This window comes from Actinomycetes bacterium, from assembly GCA_036510875.1.
Lineage (GTDB): Bacteria > Actinomycetota > Actinomycetes > Prado026 > Prado026 > DATCDE01.
In genome coordinates, this window is sequence record DATCDE010000254.1 from 1 (window position 1) to 15,766 (window position 15,766).

A 15,766-nucleotide genomic window follows, 5' to 3' on the forward strand; every position below is an offset into this window, starting at 1 on the left:
GTGGTGACGAAGCCCCCCGCCGTGAGCCCCGCGAGCAGCGCCGCGGCCGTCTGGGACGGCCGGCCGACGGCGCTGGCGGACTTGGTCACCACCGCGGCGGCGAACGCCGCGGCGGTCTGCTCGGCCTCGCTGCCCGTCGCCGGGACCTGCGCGTCGGCCGGGGCCAGCCGCGCGGCGATCTGGGCCAGCACGGCGGCCTGCCCCGCGTCGGTCCAGGCGGCGGTGAGGTCGACCTGCCCCGAGACGGTGGCGCCCGCACCGGTCAGCGCGGCCGTGACGTCACGGGACAGGGCGGCCGGCGTCCCCGGCGTCGTCACGACGACGACCCGGACGCCGTCCAGCTTCCCGGTGACGAGCCGGGCGGCGGTCGCGTCGATGTAGGCCTGGTCGTGGCCCGACCCGGACGCCGACTGGCTGGCCGACGCGGACGGCGAGGCGGTGGCGGTGCCGCCCAGTGCGGAGTCGACCTGGCTCGACAGCGGTCCGGCGCCGAGGACCACTCCCGCGGCCAGTCCGAACAGGACGGCGGCCAGCGACACCAGGTGGTAGCGAAAGCTCACCACGGCCAGCCGCCTCGGACCCGGTCCACCAGGTCGGTCCCCCACGGGGTCACGGCCAGGGCCACGAGGAGCGCGAGCAGCCCGGCCACGAGAAGCAGCAGGGCCGACCCGGCGCGGACCGTCGGCCGCTGCAGCGCGGCCACCGCCTCGGCGTCCACCAGCCGGCCCCCGGCGCGCATCCGCACCGCCAGCGCGGACGCCGATGCGTAGCGGTCCCGGTCGAACATCTCGTCGTAGGACACCGGGGCGCCGGCCAGCACGACCAGGTCGGCCCCGCCCGCGTCGGCGAGCAGCACCGCCATGTCGGTGGCCGAGAAGCCGCTGGGCACCCCCGCCCGCGGCACCTGCACGGCCCGGCTCAGCGCCTTGGCGCCGATCGCCCCCGCCTCACCGACCACCAGGTCGACGTCCAGCCCGGCGGCCGCGATCAGCGCCGCTCCCCCTTCCGCGCCCACGAGCACCGGTCGGCGGTCCCGGACGAACCCGCGCACGGCGGCCAGGTCGGCGGCCGCCCGCTCGCCAGGGGCGACGACGAGGACCGGCCGGCCCCGCAGGTCCAGACCGACCTCTCGCAGGTCGGGCAGGCCGTCGCCCTCGAGCAGCAGCGCCTCGTGGGCCCGAACGACGGCGGCGGTGTCCGCGCCCACCGACTCGAGCCGGCTGGCCAGCCGGGTGCGGGCCTCGTCGAGGGCCTGGGCCACGTCCGCCGGGCCGCGGCGCTGGCCGGTGCCGAGGACCCGCAGGCCGTCGTCGGCCACCGCGTCGAAGACCGTGGACTCGTGCACCCGCAGCCGCTGGCCGTCGCGCACGCTGGACAGCAGGCCCGGTCCGACGGCGTCCAGCAGCGGGACGCCGGCATCGACGATCACGCTGGCCCCGCGGGCCGGGTGCCGCCCGGACAGACTGGCTCGGACGTTGACCACCACGGCCGGGCGGGCGGCCACCAGCAGCTCGGCGGAGACCCGGTCGAGGTCCAGCTGGTCAATGACGGCGACCTCGCCCGGCAGCAGCCGCGCGGCCAGCTCGCGGGTCGCCCGGGCCGGGTCAGCGGTGCCCGGCGCGCCCACGGCCAGCCGCGCCGGCCCCACCGCACCGGGCAGGGTCGGCGGCTCCCGACGTCGAAGGGCCAACCGCACCCTTCGATGCTCCCCCTCCCACCAGTTCCGTCACGGCAGCGACACGCGTCCGCGACCCGCTGCCCAGTGGACGGCGGTCAGGCGGGGCTCATGAACGGCGTCGTCGTGGTGAGCTCGACGAAACCCAGCCGGTGCAGGATCGGCCGACTCTCCGGCCCGGCGTCGACCTGCAGGTAGCGGTAGCCGAGCTCGGCCGCGCGAGTCGCCCGGGCCGCGACCAGAGCCCGGTACAGCCCACGCCCGCGCCACTGCGGCAAGGTGCCGCCGCCCCAGACGCTGGCGAACTCGGTGCCCCCGTGGAACTCGACCCGCCCGGCCGACACCGGCCGTCCGTCGGCGACCGCCAGCAGCGCCGCGACCTGCTCGACTCCGGTCCGCCGCTGCTCGGCCAGCTGAGCGGTCAGGGCCCGGCCCAGCCACGCGTGTGCCACCCCGAACACCTCCTCGTGGACGGCGACCACGGCTGCCACGCCGTCGGCGTCGGTCACCCACTGCAGTGTGAGCCCGAGCGGCAGCTCGGGTGCCGGCGGCAGCTCCGCGATCTCGGCCACCATGAGCGCCTCCGGCTCCTCGGCGGCGAACCCGGCGGCCCGCAGCCGGTCACTGAGGTCGGCCGGCTTGTCGTGGGCGTAGAGCTTCCACTCGAACCGGCGGCCGGCGAAGTACTCCAGCTGTCCGGCGATCGCCGCGTCGGCGGTGCCGTCGGCCAGGTCGGACCAGATCACCGCCGACCAGCCGTCGGCGTCCGGGCTGACGTAGCGGACCACCGGGCCGACCCGCTCGACCCGAACGCCCGTCCCGTCGGCGTGGGCGTCCCGCCGCAGCTGCGCGTCGTAGGCGGCCAGCACCGCTGTGGGGTTCACAAGTGGCCACCCTGCCCGGTCGCGTCGTCGGCCGCCAACAGGTTTCCGGTGGTCACCCGGAGAGCAGCAGCCGCTGCCAGGACGCCGCGAGCCAGCGGCGGTACCGGTCGTCGCTCCACCCGCGGCGGTGCACAAGGAGCAGATACACCTCCGGGGAGTTCGTGGCCCACAGCACGTCGGCGGTCTCGTCGACCGAGACGGCGAGCTCGCCGGTCGCGTCGAGCTCGATCGCCATCCGGCGCATGTTCTCGGCTCGGCGCTCCCCGATCTCGAACCACAGCTCGGCCAAGTCCGGCTCGACGGATGCCGCGGCCTGGACCACCAGCAGCAGCGGAGCCAGCCGGGAGTGGATGGCCGGCAGGGCGTTGGCGTAGCGGGTCAGCTTGCCGGCCGCCGTCGGCTCGGCGTGGATGGCCCGCACGTAGTCGCGCTGCTCCGCGGGAACCTCCTGGTCCCCTCCGGAGATGGCCGTCTCCACGAGCAGCCGGAACAACCCCGGCTTGCGGCCGACCAGCTCGTACACCGTGTCCAGGGACACCCCGGACCGCTCGGCGATCGCCGTCATCGTCGTGCCGAGGTAGCCGTGCTCGACGAACAGCTCACGGGCCGCAGCCAGGATCGTCGCCCGCCGCTCCTGCGACGCGGACTGCCGGCGGCTGTTGTCGTAGGCGCGCCTCTTGACCGGCTGGCTCACGAGTCCTACCTTACTTCCATCCGAAGTATGTTTGGACGAATTTGGAGGGGCGCCATGTACGCCTTCGAGCAGGACGTGCCGATCAACGCCGAGGTGCACGCACGGATCATGGCCCAGCTGGGCGACGCGGTGCCGCCGGGCCTGATCGCGCACATCGCGACCGAGCGACCGGACGGCGGGCTGCGCTACCTCGACCTGTGGGAGAGCCAGGCCGACTGCGACCGGTTCACCGAGGAGCGGCTGCACCCGGTGGTGGGCGCGGCACTGGCCAGCGCCGGCATCCGCCCGGCCGGCGAGCCGCCGCGCACCGACGTGCACGTGGTCGACGTCTGGGGGGCCGCGTTCCCCAGGGCCAGCCGGGTCTAGGCGATCGGGACGGGTGCCCCCACCCTGCTCGTCGGTCCAGCTCGGCGAGCAGGGTGGTGGCCTGGACCTCGGCCAGGACGGCGGCATGCCCGCCGCGCGCCCCGAACAGCCGGCCGCGGTGCACCAGGTAGACCACGATGACCAGGTTGGCCACCAGCGCACCGATCTTGAGCACCGTGGGCTTGTGGAAGATCTCGTAGACCTCGAGCGGCACGAATGCCGAGGTGGCCACCACCGCCAGGTACTCGGCCCAGCGCCTCCCCCACCACAGCCCGCCCGCCTCGACCAGCTGGGTGATCCCGTAGGCGGTCAGCCCGAGCGCCACGAGGTAGTAGGCCTGGGACCGCCCGGCCAGCAGGTGGGACGCCTCGGCCAGCAGCTTCGAGTGGTCGATGTTCCAGCCGAGCTGGTCGGCCAGCGGGTGGGCGGCCTGGGTCAGCCGGACCAGCGTGTTCAGCGCCGCGTCGTGGCGGGTGGCCAACGCGGCCGAGGTGACCGCGGCCGCGATCAGCAGGACGGCGCGGATGCCGCGCTCGGCCGCGATCAGCCGCAGCCAGCGAAGCTTGCGCCCGTGCGACCGGCGTGGCACCACGGGGGCCTGCGCCAACGGCCCCGACGGCGTCCGGGGCGCATCGACGAACGCCCCGCAGCGCAGGCAGCGGTCCAGCCCGCCGTCCGGGGCCGGCAGCCACACCAGGTCGGCCACCGGGGAGTCGGTCGGCCGGTAGGTCACGTGACCCTGCCGCCCGCACACCCGCGGCTCGGGGCTCGGGCGCTCACCTCTTGCGTGCCGCACCGCGCTCCTTCTTCGCCGTGGCCGCCGCCTGGAGCAGCTCCTGCGCGTGCACCCGGCCGGACTCCGAGCCCTCCAGGCCGGCCAGCATCCGGGTGAGCTCGGCCGCCCGGCCGGCGTCGTCCAGGGCCACCACGCCGGACCGCACGACCGCACCGTCGGAGGACTTCTCGACCACGAGGTGCCGATCGGCGAAGGCGGCCACCTGCGGCAGGTGGGTAACCACGAGCACCTGGGCGGTGCGGGCCAGCCGGGCCAGCCGCCGGCCCACCTCGACCGCCGCCTTGCCGCCCACTCCCGCGTCGACCTCGTCGAAAACGAAGGTGGGCACCGGGTCGGCGCCGGCGAAGACGACCTCGACGGCCAGCATCACCCGGGACAGCTCGCCGCCGGAGGCGCCGCGGGCCAGCGGCCGGGCCGGCGCCCCGGGGTGCGGCTGCAGCAGCAGCTCGACCTCGTCGTAGCCGTGGGGGCCGGGCCGGTCGGCGGCGGTCACGGCGACCGACACGACGGCGTGCGGCATCGCCAGGTCGACCAGCTCGGCGGTGACCGCTGCGCCGAGGCGCTCTCCTGCGGCGGTGCGGGCCGCGGTGATCCGGCCGCCGAGCCGCTCCACGTCGCCGGTCAGCTGGTCGGTCTCGGCCTGCAGGGCGCCGATCCGGTCGCCGGTGCCGTCCAGCTCGAGCAGCCGCTGCGAGGCGTCGGCCGACCAGGCCAGCACGTCGTCGACGGTGCCACCGAACCGTCGGGTCAGCGAGCCCAGGGCCGCCCGGCGGTCTTCGACGGCGGCCAGCCGGGCCGGGTCGGCCTCGACGGACGCCGTGTACGAGGCCAGGTCGGCCGCCACGTCGGCGACGAGCGCGGCGACCTCGCCCAGCCGCTCGGCCAGCGGGGCCAGCGCGGGGTCGAAGTCGACCGCCTGCTCCAGGGCCCGCCGGGCGCCCACGACCAGCCCGAGCGCGTCCGGGTCCTCGGCCGTCTCGGTGCCGACGAGCGCGGCATGCGCAGCCTCCCCGGCCAGCCGCAGCGCGTCGGCATGGGCCAGCCGCTCGGCCTCGACCGACAGCTCGGCGTCCTCGCCGGACTGCGGCCCGAGCGCCTCGATGGTCTCCAGCCCGTCGCGCAGCAGCCCGGACTCCTGCTCCCGCTCCCGCCGCCGGGCGGTCAGCTCGTCGAGCTCGCGCCGGACGGCGGCCAGCCGCTCGTACGCCGTCCGGTAGGCGGCCAGCGGCACGCCCACGGCGTCGCCGGCGTACCGGTCGACCGCAAGTCGCTGCCGGGTCGGCTGAAGCAGCCGCTGCTGGTCGGACTGGCCGTGCACCGCGACGAGGTCCTCGGCCAGCTCGGTGAGCACCCCGACCGGCGCGGACCGGCCGCCGACCCAGGCCTTGGACCGCCCCTCGGGGGACACCGACCGGGCCAGGATGAGCGAGCCGTCGTCGTCTAGCTGGGCGCCGGCCTCGGCCGCGCGCCGGCCGGCCGGTGAGTCCGCGGCCACCCGGACCCGGCCCTCGACCAGCGCCTGGCCGGCCGCCGTCCGCACCGCGCCGGAGTCGGCCCGGGCCCCCAGCAGCAGGCCCAGCCCGGTCACCACCATGGTCTTGCCGGCGCCGGTCTCACCGGTGACGACGGTCAGCCCCGGCGCCAGCTCGAGGACGGCGTCGTCGATGACCCCGAGGCCCCGGATCCGCAGCTCCTCGATCACGGCCGGGAGCGCCGTCCGCGCCAGCCCTCCACGGGCAGGTCGAACTTGCGGACCAACCGGTCGGTGAACGGCAGCTGGTGCAGCCGGGCCAGCTTGAGCGGCAGTGCACCGCGGCGCACCTCGAGCCGGTCCCCCACCGACAGCTCGACCATCCGCCGCCCGTCGCACCACAGCACGGCCTCGTTGCCCTGGCTGGCGCCCAGCTCGACGGCGAGCACGGACGTCGGCGCCACCACGATGGCCTTGCTGAACAGGGCGTGCGCGCTCAGCGGGACCAGCAGCAGCGCCTCGACCTGCGGCCACACCACCGGGCCGCCGGCCGAGAACGCGTAGGCGGTCGAGCCGGTCGGGGTGGCGCACACGACGCCGTCGCAGCCCCAGCGGGACAGCGGCCGGCCGTCGACCTCGACGACCACCTCGATCATGCGCTCGCGGGAGATCTTCTCCACGCTGGCGTCGTTGACCGCCCAGTTGGACGCGATCTCCACGCCGTCGCGCAGCACGATGGCATCGAGCGTCATCCGCTCCTCCACCGTGTACTCGCGGGCCACCAGCCGGTCGACGACGGCGGTGAGGTCCTCCTCCTCGGCCTCGGCGAGGAACCCCACGTGCCCCAGGTTTACCCCCAGCAGCGCCGCGCCAGAGCCACGGGCCAGCTCGGCGCCCCGCAGCAGGGTGCCGTCGCCGCCGAGGACCACGACGAGCTCGCAGCCCTCCGCGGCGCCTGGTCCGGCCGGCACCACGGTCGCACCGTCGAGCGGCAGGTCGCGGGCGTCGGTGCTGGGCAGCCGCACGGCCAGGCCGGCGGCGAGCAGCTTCGTCCCGGCCAGCTGCGCGGCCAGCACGGCGTTCTCCCGGCCGGTGTGAGTGACCAGGAGGACCGAGCGCTCGGCGGTCACTGCGGACCCTCCTCGATGGCGTGCTGCAGCTTGACGTCGGTCAGCGGGCCGGCATCGGCGCGCAGCCACAGGAAGTACTCCACGTTGCCCGACGGCCCGGGCAGCGGACTGGCCACCACGCCGCGGACGCCCAGGCCCAGCTCGGCCGCCCGCGCGGCGATCGTACGCACCGCCGCCGCGCGGAGCGCGGGATCCCGCACGACTCCTCCGGAGCCCAGCGCCTCGCGGCCCACCTCGAACTGCGGTTTGACCATGAGCACGAAGTCGGCGTCCTCGGTGGCGCAGGCCCGCAGCGCCGGCAGCACCAGGGCCAGCGAGATGAACGACAGGTCGGCCACGACCAGCTCTGCCGGCTGGTCGTCGAGGTCGGCGAGGGTGAGGCTGCGCACGTTGGTGCGATCCCGGACGGTGACGCGAGGATCCTGTCGCAGCGCCCAGACCAGCTGCCCGTAGCCGACGTCGACGGCGACGACGGTCGCCGCGCCGGCCCGCAGCAGGACGTCGGTGAAGCCACCCGTGCTGGCCCCGGCGTCCAGGCACCGGCGGCCCTCGACGGTGAGGTCGGTGAACGCGGCCAGCGCCCCGGCCAGCTTGTGCGCGCCGCGGGAGGCGTAGCCGGGGTCGTCGTTGACCTCGCGGACGACGATGGGGGCGGCCGGCTCGACCTGGGTCGCGGACTTGCTGGCCAAGCTCCCGGAGACGCTGACCCGGCCGGCTGCGACGAGCTCCTGGGCCTGCTCGCGGGACCGGGCCAGCCCGCGGCGCACCAGCTCGGAGTCCAGCCGAGCCCGGCGGGCCATCGGGCTAGCCCTGCGGGGGGCCGGGCTCCGCGGCGGCGCCGCGGAGCAGTCCGTCGAGGCGGCGGTGGACCTCCTCGTAGACGTCCGCGTGCTCGACCGTGGGCCGCTCGTCGAGCTCGGCCAGCCGGGCCACCGCGGCGTCCACGGCCGGCTCACCGGTCGAGCCACCGGTGTCGTCGGCGGCGTGCACGTCGTCCGGGGTCGGCTCACTCACTCGGCGCCCCGGGGGCTGCCACGGGCTCGGCCGGCTTCACCGGGACCCGCTTGACGGCCACCTTCTTCGCGGCGACCTTCTTCGCGGCGACCTTCTTCGCGGGCGCCTTCTTGGCCGGGGACTTCCTGGCCGGGGCGGCCTCCGCCCCGCCGAAGGCCACCGCGGCATCCAGCTGCCGCTCCAACCGCTCCACCTTGCGGGCCATCGCTTCGAGGTCCTCGGCGTTCACCAGGCCCATGGCGGCCACGGCCCGGTCGATCTCGGTGCGCACGATGCCCAGCAGCAGGTCACGATTGGTGCGGCTGGTCGCCAGCAGGTCCTCGGCCAGCGAGCTGACCTGCCGGGTGACGCCACCACCCACGCCCTTGCCCGACATCGTCGACGACACGGCGTCGCCGAGCACCTCGCCCCCCTGGTCGATCAGCTGCCGGGCCGCGGACAGCGCCCGCTGCCTGGTCACGTCGGTCAGTCCGTTGGCCAGCTGTAGGTAGCCGCGCAGAGCATCCAACACGGTCCCTCCTCCCACCGGGTCCGCCCGGGACTTCCGAGCGGTCCCAACCTACCGCCGATCACTGACGTGGCTGCGGTAGCGTCGGACCGCCGGTGGCGGACCACGCCCGGCGACCGAGGGGACGTCGTGCCATGGCATCGATCGAGGCCTGCCAGTCCGCGGTGCAGCACCTCGCCGAGCTGCTGTCCGGGGCCGACGACGGGGTGCGCACGCACGCCGACGCGCGGACGATCAGCTGCCGGCTCACCGACCTCGACACCACGATCTCCGGCCGGCTCGACGGCGGCCAGCTGCTCGACATCAGCACCGAGCGGCGACCCCCGGCGCAGCTGCGGCTGACCATGACGAGTGACGACCTGATGGACCTCACCGAGGGCAGGCTCAGCTTCCCGCGCGCCTGGGCCAGCGGCCGGATCAAGCTGGACGCCTCGCTGCGGGACCTGCTGCGGCTCCGGTCGCTGCTCTGAGCCGAGGGCCGACGGTCTTCGTGCGGGGCACCGAGCTGGCCGGGCTGGGCGCGATCGAGCGGCCCCTGCTCGAAGACCCGGCGGACGACGACGGTCAGGCCGGGCCGGCGCCGACCGTGTAGCGGACCCGCTGGCGCAGCACGTGGCCGCCGCTCGGCCCGGACGCATCGGCGAGCAGCCCCTCGGCCCGGCGCCGCAGCGCCGCCCGCTCGGACTCCGGCACCAGCTGCCACATCGCCCGCTGACCGGTCGAGAGGCTGAATGTGTGCCAGTGGTCGGCGTCCGCGAAGTGCACCGGCGAGTCGACGGTCACCGTGCGCACGTCGTCGAAACCCGCCCCGGCCACCAGGTCCGCCATCCCCTGGTCGGATCCGAACGGCCCCCGGCGGCCACTGGCCCGCGCGTCCAGCAAGTCAGCCGGCGGGTAGGGGTCGAACAGCCCGTCGATCGCCCGCCAGACGTCGTCCTGCGGTCCAAAGGTGGAGACCGCGAGCCGGCCACCCGGAGCGAGCAGCCGCCGCCAGGACCGCACGGCCGCGGGCGGGTCGGGCAGGAAGGACAGCACCACCGACGACGCCACCAGGTCGAACGCCGCAGCGGGCAGGTCAGGCGTCTGCGCGTCCCCCACGACCACCTCGACGTGGTGGAGCGAGGCTTGCTCGGCGGCTCGAACTGCGGCGGCCACCATGACCGGGGAGATGTCGATGCCGACCACGCGTCCGGTCCGGCCGACAGCGGCGGCGGCCTTGAGCAGGAAGGCACCCTTGCCGCACCCCAGGTCGCCACCGCGTCGCCCGGGCGCGGCGGGCAGGCGTCGATCAGCCCCTGTGCGATGGGCTGGAGGAAGTCGACGCCCAGGGCGTGGTAGCTGTCGGCGAGGACGTCGAACAACCGGGCGCTGCGCTCCTGCGAGGACATCGCCGCCGGGTCGGAGACCATGCCGGACAGTGTCGATCCTGTCGAACGTGTCAACCCTGGTCGGTCACCGTGAGGTCGGCCGGCTCGACCCGGACGCCGCGGTCGGCGGCCGTCCACGCGGCCGCGCAGGAGGCCCGCAGCCCGTCGTCTGGCCGCCCCGACCCGGTGAGCTGCAGCGAGCCATCGGCGCCGATGCTGGCCCGCCATCCGGCGCACTGCCAGCCGCCGTCCGCGGCCGGCTCCGGCCGACGGTGCGGCTCCAGCAGCCCGCGCAGGTCGCTGGCCACGAACGTCGGGCGGTGCTCGGGCCGGGCCGCCAGCAGGTCGGCCCGCGAGCTGACGCCGGTGAGCACCAGCAGGCTCGGCAGCCCGGCCGCGTGCGCGCCCTCGATGTCGGTGTCCAACCGGTCGCCGACCACGAGCGGGCGGACCGCGCCGGTGCGCGACGCCGACTGCAGCAGCACGTCCGGCCCCGGCTTGCCGGCCACGGCGTCCGGCCGGCGGCCCACCACCCCGGCGAGCAGCGCCACGAAGGAGCCGTTGCCCGGGGCGGTGCCACCGGGGGTCGGCAGGGTGAGGTCGGTGTTCGTGGCCACCCACGGCAGCCCCGCGGCCAGCGCGTAGGCGCCCTCGGCGAGCAGCCGCCAGGACAGGTCGGGGTACCAGCCCTGAACGACGGCGGCGGGCTGCTCGGCCGCCGTGCCGACCGGGGTCAGGCCGACCGCCGCCAGCGCCTCGGTGAGGCCGGGGCCGCCGACGGCGAGCACCCGGGAACCGGTCGGCAGCCGGTCCGCCAGCACCCGGGCGGCCGCCTGGGCGGACGTCGTCACGTCGTCCGGGGCGGCCGGGAAGCCGAGGCTGGCGAGCCGACCGGCGACGTCGCGCGGCGTGCTCGAGGCGTTGTTCGTCACGTAGGCGACCCGCAGCCCCGCCGAGCGCGCCGCCGCCAGCAGCCCGGCCGCGCCCGGGACGGCGTCGGCGCCGACGTACAGGGTGCCGTCGAGGTCGAGCAGCGCGACGTCGTGCGTCGAGGCGAGCGGGGTGTCCGCCGCCTGCAGCCAGGGGGTCACGGCTGGGCCGGTGGGTGCGTGGCGCGGAACTTCAGCGTGGCGCGGGCCTGCCGCAGCGCGCGGGCGTAGTGGTCGAGGTCGGGCCGCATCGCCGCGGCCAGGGCCAGGTGCTCGACCGCCGACTCGAAGTCGCCCAGCCTCGACTCGGCCAGCCCCAGGCCGAACAGGGCGTAGTCGTCGCCGGGGTCGGCCGCCACGTTGAGCGCGAAGTTGCCCCGGGCGTCGGCGTACCAGCCGGCGTCGAACTGGGCCCTGGCCAGCGCCTCGCGCAGGTGCCGGGCCGTCGGCTCGGCCTCGACCGCCAGGCTGAGCAGCTGGACGGCGGCCGCATGGTTGCGCTCGTTGTGCAGCCGCATCCCGCGCTGGTACCAGTCGTAGACGTCCCCCTCGGGGGTGCCCGGCGGGTCGTCGTCCGGCAGCGGACGGTCCTGGGGTGTCACCGGACGGCCTCCCTCCGACCACAGATCGACGCTTCGGGCAGCGCGGGCACTGCGCTGGCCACCACCGTACGATGCCGCAAGTGACCGAGACCGTAGCGCCGCCCGCCCGAGAGACCGGGCTGGTGCTCGCCCCGTTCCGAGGGGTCCGCTACTCCCCCGCTCGGGTCGCCGACCTGGGCCGGGTCACCAGCCCTCCGTACGACGTCATCGACGACGACGAGCGGGGCCGGCTGGAGGCGGCCGACCCGCACAACGTGGTGCGGCTGGTGCTTCCCCGGGACGAGCCTGGTGCGCCGCACGGCCTCTACCGGCACGCCGCCCGGACCCTGGCCGACTGGCTGCGCGGCGGGGTGCTCGTAGTGGACGCCGAGCCGGCGCTGTACGTGTACGAGCAGGCCCGCGAGGGCGAGGTGCTGCTGCGCGGGCTGCTCGGCGCGCTCGGGCTGCGCGACCCTGCCGAACGGGTCGTGCTGCCGCACGAGGACGTCATGCCCGGTCCGGTCGCCGACCGGCTGGAGCTCATGCGGGTGGCGCAGGCCAACGTGGAGCCGATCCTGCTGGTCCACGACGGTGGCTCGGGCGCCGCAGCCGACGCGGTGGCCCGGGCCGCGCTGCGGGCTCCTGTCCTCGCCACGACCACGCCGGACGGGCTCACCCACCGGGTGTGGCCGGTGTCGGACGTCGCGGAGCTGACCGCGATCGCCGCGGACCTGGCCGATCGCCAGGCCCTGATCGCGGACGGGCACCACCGCTACGCGGCCTACCGAGCGCTGCAGGCCGAGCGGCACGCGACCGGCGACGGGCCGGGGCCGTGGGACCGCGGCCTCGCGCTGCTCGTCGACCTGCGGGCGCACCCGCCGGGGGTGGCCGCGATCCACCGCAGCGTCACCGGCCTGTCACTGGCGCAGGCCGTGGAGCGGGCCGCGCCGCTGTTCTCGGCCCGGCCGGTCGAGGACGCCGACGCGGCAGCCCGCCGGCTGATGCCCGGGCGGCTGCTGCTGGTCGACGGGACCGGCCGGGCGGCCGAGCTGCAGGTCGCCGACCACGCCGGCGTGGACGCGCTGCTGCCCAGCGGCCGGCCGGCACCGTGGCGGGCGCTGGACACCGCGGTGCTGCACCACGCGCTGGCCCCGTTGTGGGCGGTGCCGGAGAGCGCCGTCAGCTACCACCACGACCGCGGGGCGACGCTGCGGGCGGCCCACCGCGACGGTGGGCTGGCCGTGCTGCTCGCACCAGTGGCGGTCGAGCAGGTGCTCGCGCTCGCCGCCGACGGCGTCCGGATGCCGCGCAAGAGCACGTCGTTCGGCCCCAAGCCGCGCACCGGGCTGGTGCTGAGGACGTTCGCCGCCGGCTGATCACGCCCGGCCCAGCCGCCGGCCCCGTTCGACCACGACCTCGTACCGACTGGCCGGCCCGGACGGCGTGCGCCAGAACCGGGCGCCGCGACGCCCCCTCGACCGCGACGTGCTCGCCGGCCGCCAGCCGGAGACCGTCCGCCGGACGGTGGCCACCTCGTCGCCGCTGGGCAGCACCCGCAGCTGCGGACTGTCGGCCACCGTCCCGGTCAGCCGGACCTGGTTGTCGTCGACGTCGTCGTTGGTGTTGTCATCGGCCAGCCGGGCCTTCTCACGGGTCATGCCCACCCCCTGTGGATGCCGGCTGTCGCTGCCCGGCACGCCGCCGGGCCCACCCCTACGATGGCCGCAGGGCCAGGTCGTCGACGGCAGGTGACCGCCGGCTGTGGACGAAACCCGAGGAGGGCGGCAGCTGTGGACAGCGCACCGGCGGTGGTCGACCTCGGCGACGAGGTCCACGCGATCGACACCCGGATGTCCGGCTACTCGGGGATCACGTCGGGGTACCTGATCCGCTCCGATCGGCCGTGCCTGGTGGAGACCGGCACGGCGACGTCCGCCCCTGTCGTCCGGGACGCTCTGGCCGGGCTGGGTATCGGCCCGGAGGACCTGGCCACCATCGTGGTCACCCACATCCACCTCGACCATGCGGGCGGCGTGGGCGACCTCGCCGCGATGTTCCCGAACGCCGAGGTGGTGGTGCACGAGCGTGGCGCCCGGCACCTGGTCGACCCGGAGAAGCTGCTGACCAGCGCCCGGCGCGTGTTCGGCAGCGTCCTGGACGACGTGTTCGGGCTGCTGCGGCCGACCGAGGCGCAGCGGGTCCGCGCGCTCGGCGACACCGGCTCGATCGACCTGGGCGATGGCCGCAGCCTGTCGACGTTCCACTCCCCCGGGCACGCCCAGCACCACGTCGGCCTGGTCGACTCGCTCACGGGTGACCTGTACGTCGGCGACGCCGCGGGCATCTACATCCCGGAGACGGCAGACCTGCGGCCGGCGACGCCTCCGCCTGACTTCGACCTCGACCTCGCGGTCAGTTCGCTCGAGCGGTTCCGCGCGGTGGGACCGACCCGGCTGCTGTTCAGCCACTTCGGCCCGGTCGAGGAGGTCGAGCCGACCCTGGAACGGTCCATCGAGGAGCTGCGGCTGTGGGTCGAGCTGGTCAAGGACGTCCGCGCCTCAGCGCTGGACCTCGACCACGCCGTGGCCATGGTCACTGAGCGCACCCGGGACCGCTACGCGCGCTACCTGTCGGACGCCGACCTACACGAGAAGCACGAGCACCTGAGCGGGACCGCGGCCAACATCGCCGGCATCAACCGCTGGTTGGACAAGGTCGAGGGGACGACGTACGAGCTCGCCGACCCCGGCGCCCGGCACTAGTCCTCCGCGTCCTCCGCGTCCTCGAGGTCGACGTACACGACGCCGTCCAGCTCGGCCAGCCGCTCGGCCGCCCCGGTGAGATCGTCCAGGTCCGCTTCCGCGGCCTTGGTGAACCAGTCCCGGGCCTCGTCCGCGCGGTCGGCCGCGAGCAGCGCGTCCGCGTAGGCGTAGAACAGCCGGGCCGACCACGGCTGGCGGGTGTCCCTCAGCTCGGGGCACTGCAGCGCGAGCACGGCGGCGTCCAGCTGGCCCATGTCCCGGCGGGCGCCTGAGGTGACGATGCGCATCTCCACCCGGCCGGCCCGGTCCAGCCGGCTCGCCTCCGGGCTGCCGGCCAGCGTCAGCGCCCGCTCGGGGCGGCCCAGCCCGCGCTCGCAGTCGGCCATCATCGGCAGGAAGTCCAGCGAACCGGACATCCGCCGCGCGGCTCGCAGCTCGGACAGCGCCTGGGCCCACCGTGCGGTCCGGTAGGCGGTGATCCCGGCGGCCTCCCGTACCGCCGGGACCCGCGAGGCCAGCCGTACCGCCACGCTGGTGTGCCGGTAGGCGAGGTCGGGGTCGTCCTCAAGCGCCCGGTCGGCCGCCACCAGATGCCGGGCGACCAGGTCGGCCAGCCCCATGGGCAGCGTCTTCAGCTGGCGCCGGACCACGGGGTCGAGCTCACCGGGAGTGACGTCCTCGGCCAGCTCAGGGGTCTCCAGCGGGGGGCGACGCGGACCGCGCTCCTCGCGAGGCTCCGGATGACGGCCCTCTCGGCGCGGCTCCCGGTCCGGCGTGCCGTCGCGGCGCTGCGGCCGCGGGCCACCGGCAGCCGGGCGACCGCTCGCCCCGCGCTTGGCCGGGCCGTCACCACGCTTGGGGCTACGCGGTCCCCCGGTCGGACGGCCGGACGAGGACGGGCGCCCGCTGCCGCCGGAGCGAGGGGGCCTGGGATTGTCCGCCATGGTGCGTCCTCACCGGTTGAGCGGGCCGCACACGCAGCCAGCGCTGTCATCAATTGAGCATGCCGCAAACCGAGAAGGGTCACCCCTTACGGGGTGACCCTTCTCGAAAGAATGTCCGGCGGCGTCCTACTCTCCCACGCAGTCACCCGCGCAGTACCATCGGCTCTGAAGGGCTTAGCTTCCGGGTTCGGAATGGAGCCGGGCGTTTCCCCTTCGACATGGCCGCCGAAACTCTATGGAGATGTGAGGCCGCTCCCGACCGCATCTCGGGAACCGCACAGTGAACGCGAAACAGCAAGAAGTGTGTGGTCAAGTCCTCGGCCTATTAGTACCGGTCAGCTCCACGTGTTGCCACGCTTCCACATCCGGCCTATCAACCCAGTCATCTACTGGGGGCCTTACCAGGTCAACCCTGTGGGAGACCTCATCTTGAAGCCGGCTTCCCGCTTAGATGCTTTCAGCGGTTATCCGTTCCGAACGTAGCCAACCAGCCGTGCTCCTGGCGGAACAACTGGCACACCAGAGGTTCGTCCGTCCCGGTCCTCTCGTACTAGGGACAGCCCTTCTCAAGTCTCCTGCGCGCGCGGCGGATAGGGACCGAACTGTCTCACGACGTTCTAAACCCAGCTCGCGTACCGCTTTAAT

The 15,766-nt window shown here is 75.1% G+C and carries 18 protein-coding genes, 2 rRNA genes and 1 pseudogene; 4 read left to right on the top strand and 17 right to left on the bottom strand.

Annotation, left to right across the window (positions count from 1 at the left end; all coding sequences use genetic code 11):
• The 4 genes from VIM19_14770 to VIM19_14785 all read right to left on the bottom strand — a co-directional run.
• On the bottom strand, nt 1-563 hold a 563-nt coding region (locus tag VIM19_14770; GenBank protein HEY5186128.1), incomplete at its 3' end, for a copper transporter.
• Nucleotides 557-1,696 (bottom strand): putative cytokinetic ring protein SteA, encoded by a 1,140-nt coding sequence (steA, locus tag VIM19_14775; GenBank protein HEY5186129.1) that lies wholly within the window; start codon nt 1,694-1,696, stop codon nt 557-559. The genes VIM19_14770 and steA, both read right to left, overlap by 7 nt.
• 77 nt (nt 1,697-1,773) lie before the next feature.
• Nucleotides 1,774-2,559, bottom strand: coding sequence for a GNAT family N-acetyltransferase (locus VIM19_14780; protein ID HEY5186130.1), 786 nt, complete (start codon nt 2,557-2,559; stop codon nt 1,774-1,776).
• 52 nt (nt 2,560-2,611) lie between these two features.
• Complete coding sequence (locus VIM19_14785) at nt 2,612-3,253, bottom strand: helix-turn-helix domain-containing protein (GenBank protein ID HEY5186131.1); 642 nt, start codon at nt 3,251-3,253, stop codon at nt 2,612-2,614.
• A 54-nt stretch (nt 3,254-3,307) separates the two neighbouring features.
• On the opposite strand from VIM19_14785, the gene VIM19_14790 reads away from it, so the two are divergent.
• Nucleotides 3,308-3,619: a hypothetical protein gene (locus VIM19_14790; GenBank protein HEY5186132.1), complete on the top strand. Its 312-nt coding sequence runs from the start codon at nt 3,308-3,310 to the stop codon at nt 3,617-3,619.
• Nucleotides 3,620-3,749: 130 nt separating this feature from the next.
• Here VIM19_14790 and VIM19_14795 read toward each other — a convergent pair.
• The 6 genes and pseudogenes from VIM19_14795 to VIM19_14820 all read right to left on the bottom strand — a co-directional run bounded on the left by VIM19_14795 (nt 3,750) and on the right by VIM19_14820 (nt 8,541).
• A pseudogene (locus tag VIM19_14795) lies at nt 3,750-4,415 on the bottom strand (DUF2127 domain-containing protein).
• Nucleotides 4,396-6,117 carry a DNA repair protein RecN gene (recN, locus tag VIM19_14800; protein HEY5186133.1) on the bottom strand — a complete coding sequence of 574 codons (1,722 nt, stop codon included), beginning with the start codon at nt 6,115-6,117 and terminating at the stop codon, nt 4,396-4,398. Before recN ends, VIM19_14795 begins: the two are co-directional and overlap by 20 nt.
• Nucleotides 6,114-7,016: an NAD kinase gene (locus tag VIM19_14805; protein HEY5186134.1), complete on the bottom strand. Its 903-nt coding sequence runs from the start codon at nt 7,014-7,016 to the stop codon at nt 6,114-6,116. The genes recN and VIM19_14805 overlap by 4 nt, the downstream gene beginning before the upstream one ends.
• Nucleotides 7,013-7,816: a TlyA family RNA methyltransferase gene (locus tag VIM19_14810; protein ID HEY5186135.1), complete on the bottom strand. Its 804-nt coding sequence runs from the start codon at nt 7,814-7,816 to the stop codon at nt 7,013-7,015. The genes VIM19_14805 and VIM19_14810 overlap by 4 nt, the downstream gene beginning before the upstream one ends.
• Nucleotides 7,817-7,820: 4 nt before the next feature.
• The gene (locus VIM19_14815; GenBank protein HEY5186136.1) at nt 7,821-8,030 is read right to left on the bottom strand and encodes a hypothetical protein; all 210 of its coding nucleotides are present in this window, start codon (nt 8,028-8,030) and stop codon (nt 7,821-7,823) included.
• Entirely contained in the window at nt 8,023-8,541 is a 519-nt protein-coding gene (locus VIM19_14820; GenBank protein ID HEY5186137.1) for a polyhydroxyalkanoate synthesis protein PhaF, read from the bottom strand. Before VIM19_14820 ends, VIM19_14815 begins: the two co-directional genes overlap by 8 nt.
• A 131-nt stretch (nt 8,542-8,672) precedes the next feature.
• Here VIM19_14820 and VIM19_14825 point away from each other — a divergent pair, with 131 nt between their 5' ends.
• Nucleotides 8,673-9,008 (top strand): SCP2 sterol-binding domain-containing protein, encoded by a 336-nt coding sequence (locus VIM19_14825; protein HEY5186138.1) that lies wholly within the window; start codon nt 8,673-8,675, stop codon nt 9,006-9,008.
• 94 nt (nt 9,009-9,102) lie between these two features.
• Here the strand turns inward: VIM19_14825 and VIM19_14830 are convergent, their stop codons facing one another.
• The 3 genes from VIM19_14830 to VIM19_14840 are packed head-to-tail and all read right to left on the bottom strand — an operon-like array spanning nt 9,103 to nt 11,352.
• Nucleotides 9,103-9,963: a methyltransferase domain-containing protein gene (locus VIM19_14830; GenBank protein HEY5186139.1), complete on the bottom strand. Its 861-nt coding sequence runs from the start codon at nt 9,961-9,963 to the stop codon at nt 9,103-9,105.
• 13 nt (nt 9,964-9,976) lie between these two features.
• Nucleotides 9,977-10,996, bottom strand: coding sequence for an HAD-IIA family hydrolase (locus tag VIM19_14835; protein ID HEY5186140.1), 1,020 nt, complete (start codon nt 10,994-10,996; stop codon nt 9,977-9,979).
• Nucleotides 10,993-11,352 carry a hypothetical protein gene (locus VIM19_14840; protein HEY5186141.1) on the bottom strand — a complete coding sequence of 120 codons (360 nt, stop codon included), beginning with the start codon at nt 11,350-11,352 and terminating at the stop codon, nt 10,993-10,995. Before VIM19_14840 ends, VIM19_14835 begins: the two co-directional genes overlap by 4 nt.
• Before the next feature lie 164 nt (nt 11,353-11,516).
• Here VIM19_14840 and VIM19_14845 point away from each other — a divergent pair, with 164 nt between their 5' ends.
• Nucleotides 11,517-12,791, top strand: a complete 1,275-nt coding sequence (locus tag VIM19_14845) for a DUF1015 domain-containing protein (protein HEY5186142.1) — start codon at nt 11,517-11,519, stop codon at nt 12,789-12,791.
• Here VIM19_14845 and VIM19_14850 read toward each other — a convergent pair whose 3' ends face one another.
• Complete coding sequence (locus VIM19_14850; GenBank protein HEY5186143.1) at nt 12,792-13,073, bottom strand: hypothetical protein; 282 nt, start codon at nt 13,071-13,073, stop codon at nt 12,792-12,794. It abuts the gene before it with no gap.
• Nucleotides 13,074-13,265: 192 nt separating this feature from the next.
• On the opposite strand from VIM19_14850, the gene VIM19_14855 reads away from it, so the two are divergent.
• On the top strand, nt 13,266-14,177 hold the full coding sequence (locus VIM19_14855) for an MBL fold metallo-hydrolase (protein ID HEY5186144.1): 912 nt from the start codon (nt 13,266-13,268) through the stop codon (nt 14,175-14,177).
• Here the strand turns inward: VIM19_14855 and VIM19_14860 are convergent.
• The 3 genes from VIM19_14860 to VIM19_14870 all read right to left on the bottom strand — a co-directional run.
• Nucleotides 14,174-15,121: a hypothetical protein gene (locus VIM19_14860; protein HEY5186145.1), complete on the bottom strand. Its 948-nt coding sequence runs from the start codon at nt 15,119-15,121 to the stop codon at nt 14,174-14,176. The genes VIM19_14855 and VIM19_14860 overlap by 4 nt on opposite strands.
• 113 nt (nt 15,122-15,234) lie before the next feature.
• Nucleotides 15,235-15,351, bottom strand: a 5S ribosomal RNA gene (gene rrf / locus VIM19_14865).
• Nucleotides 15,352-15,426: 75 nt separating this feature from the next.
• Nucleotides 15,427-15,766, bottom strand: a 23S ribosomal RNA gene (locus VIM19_14870); the annotation flags it as partial.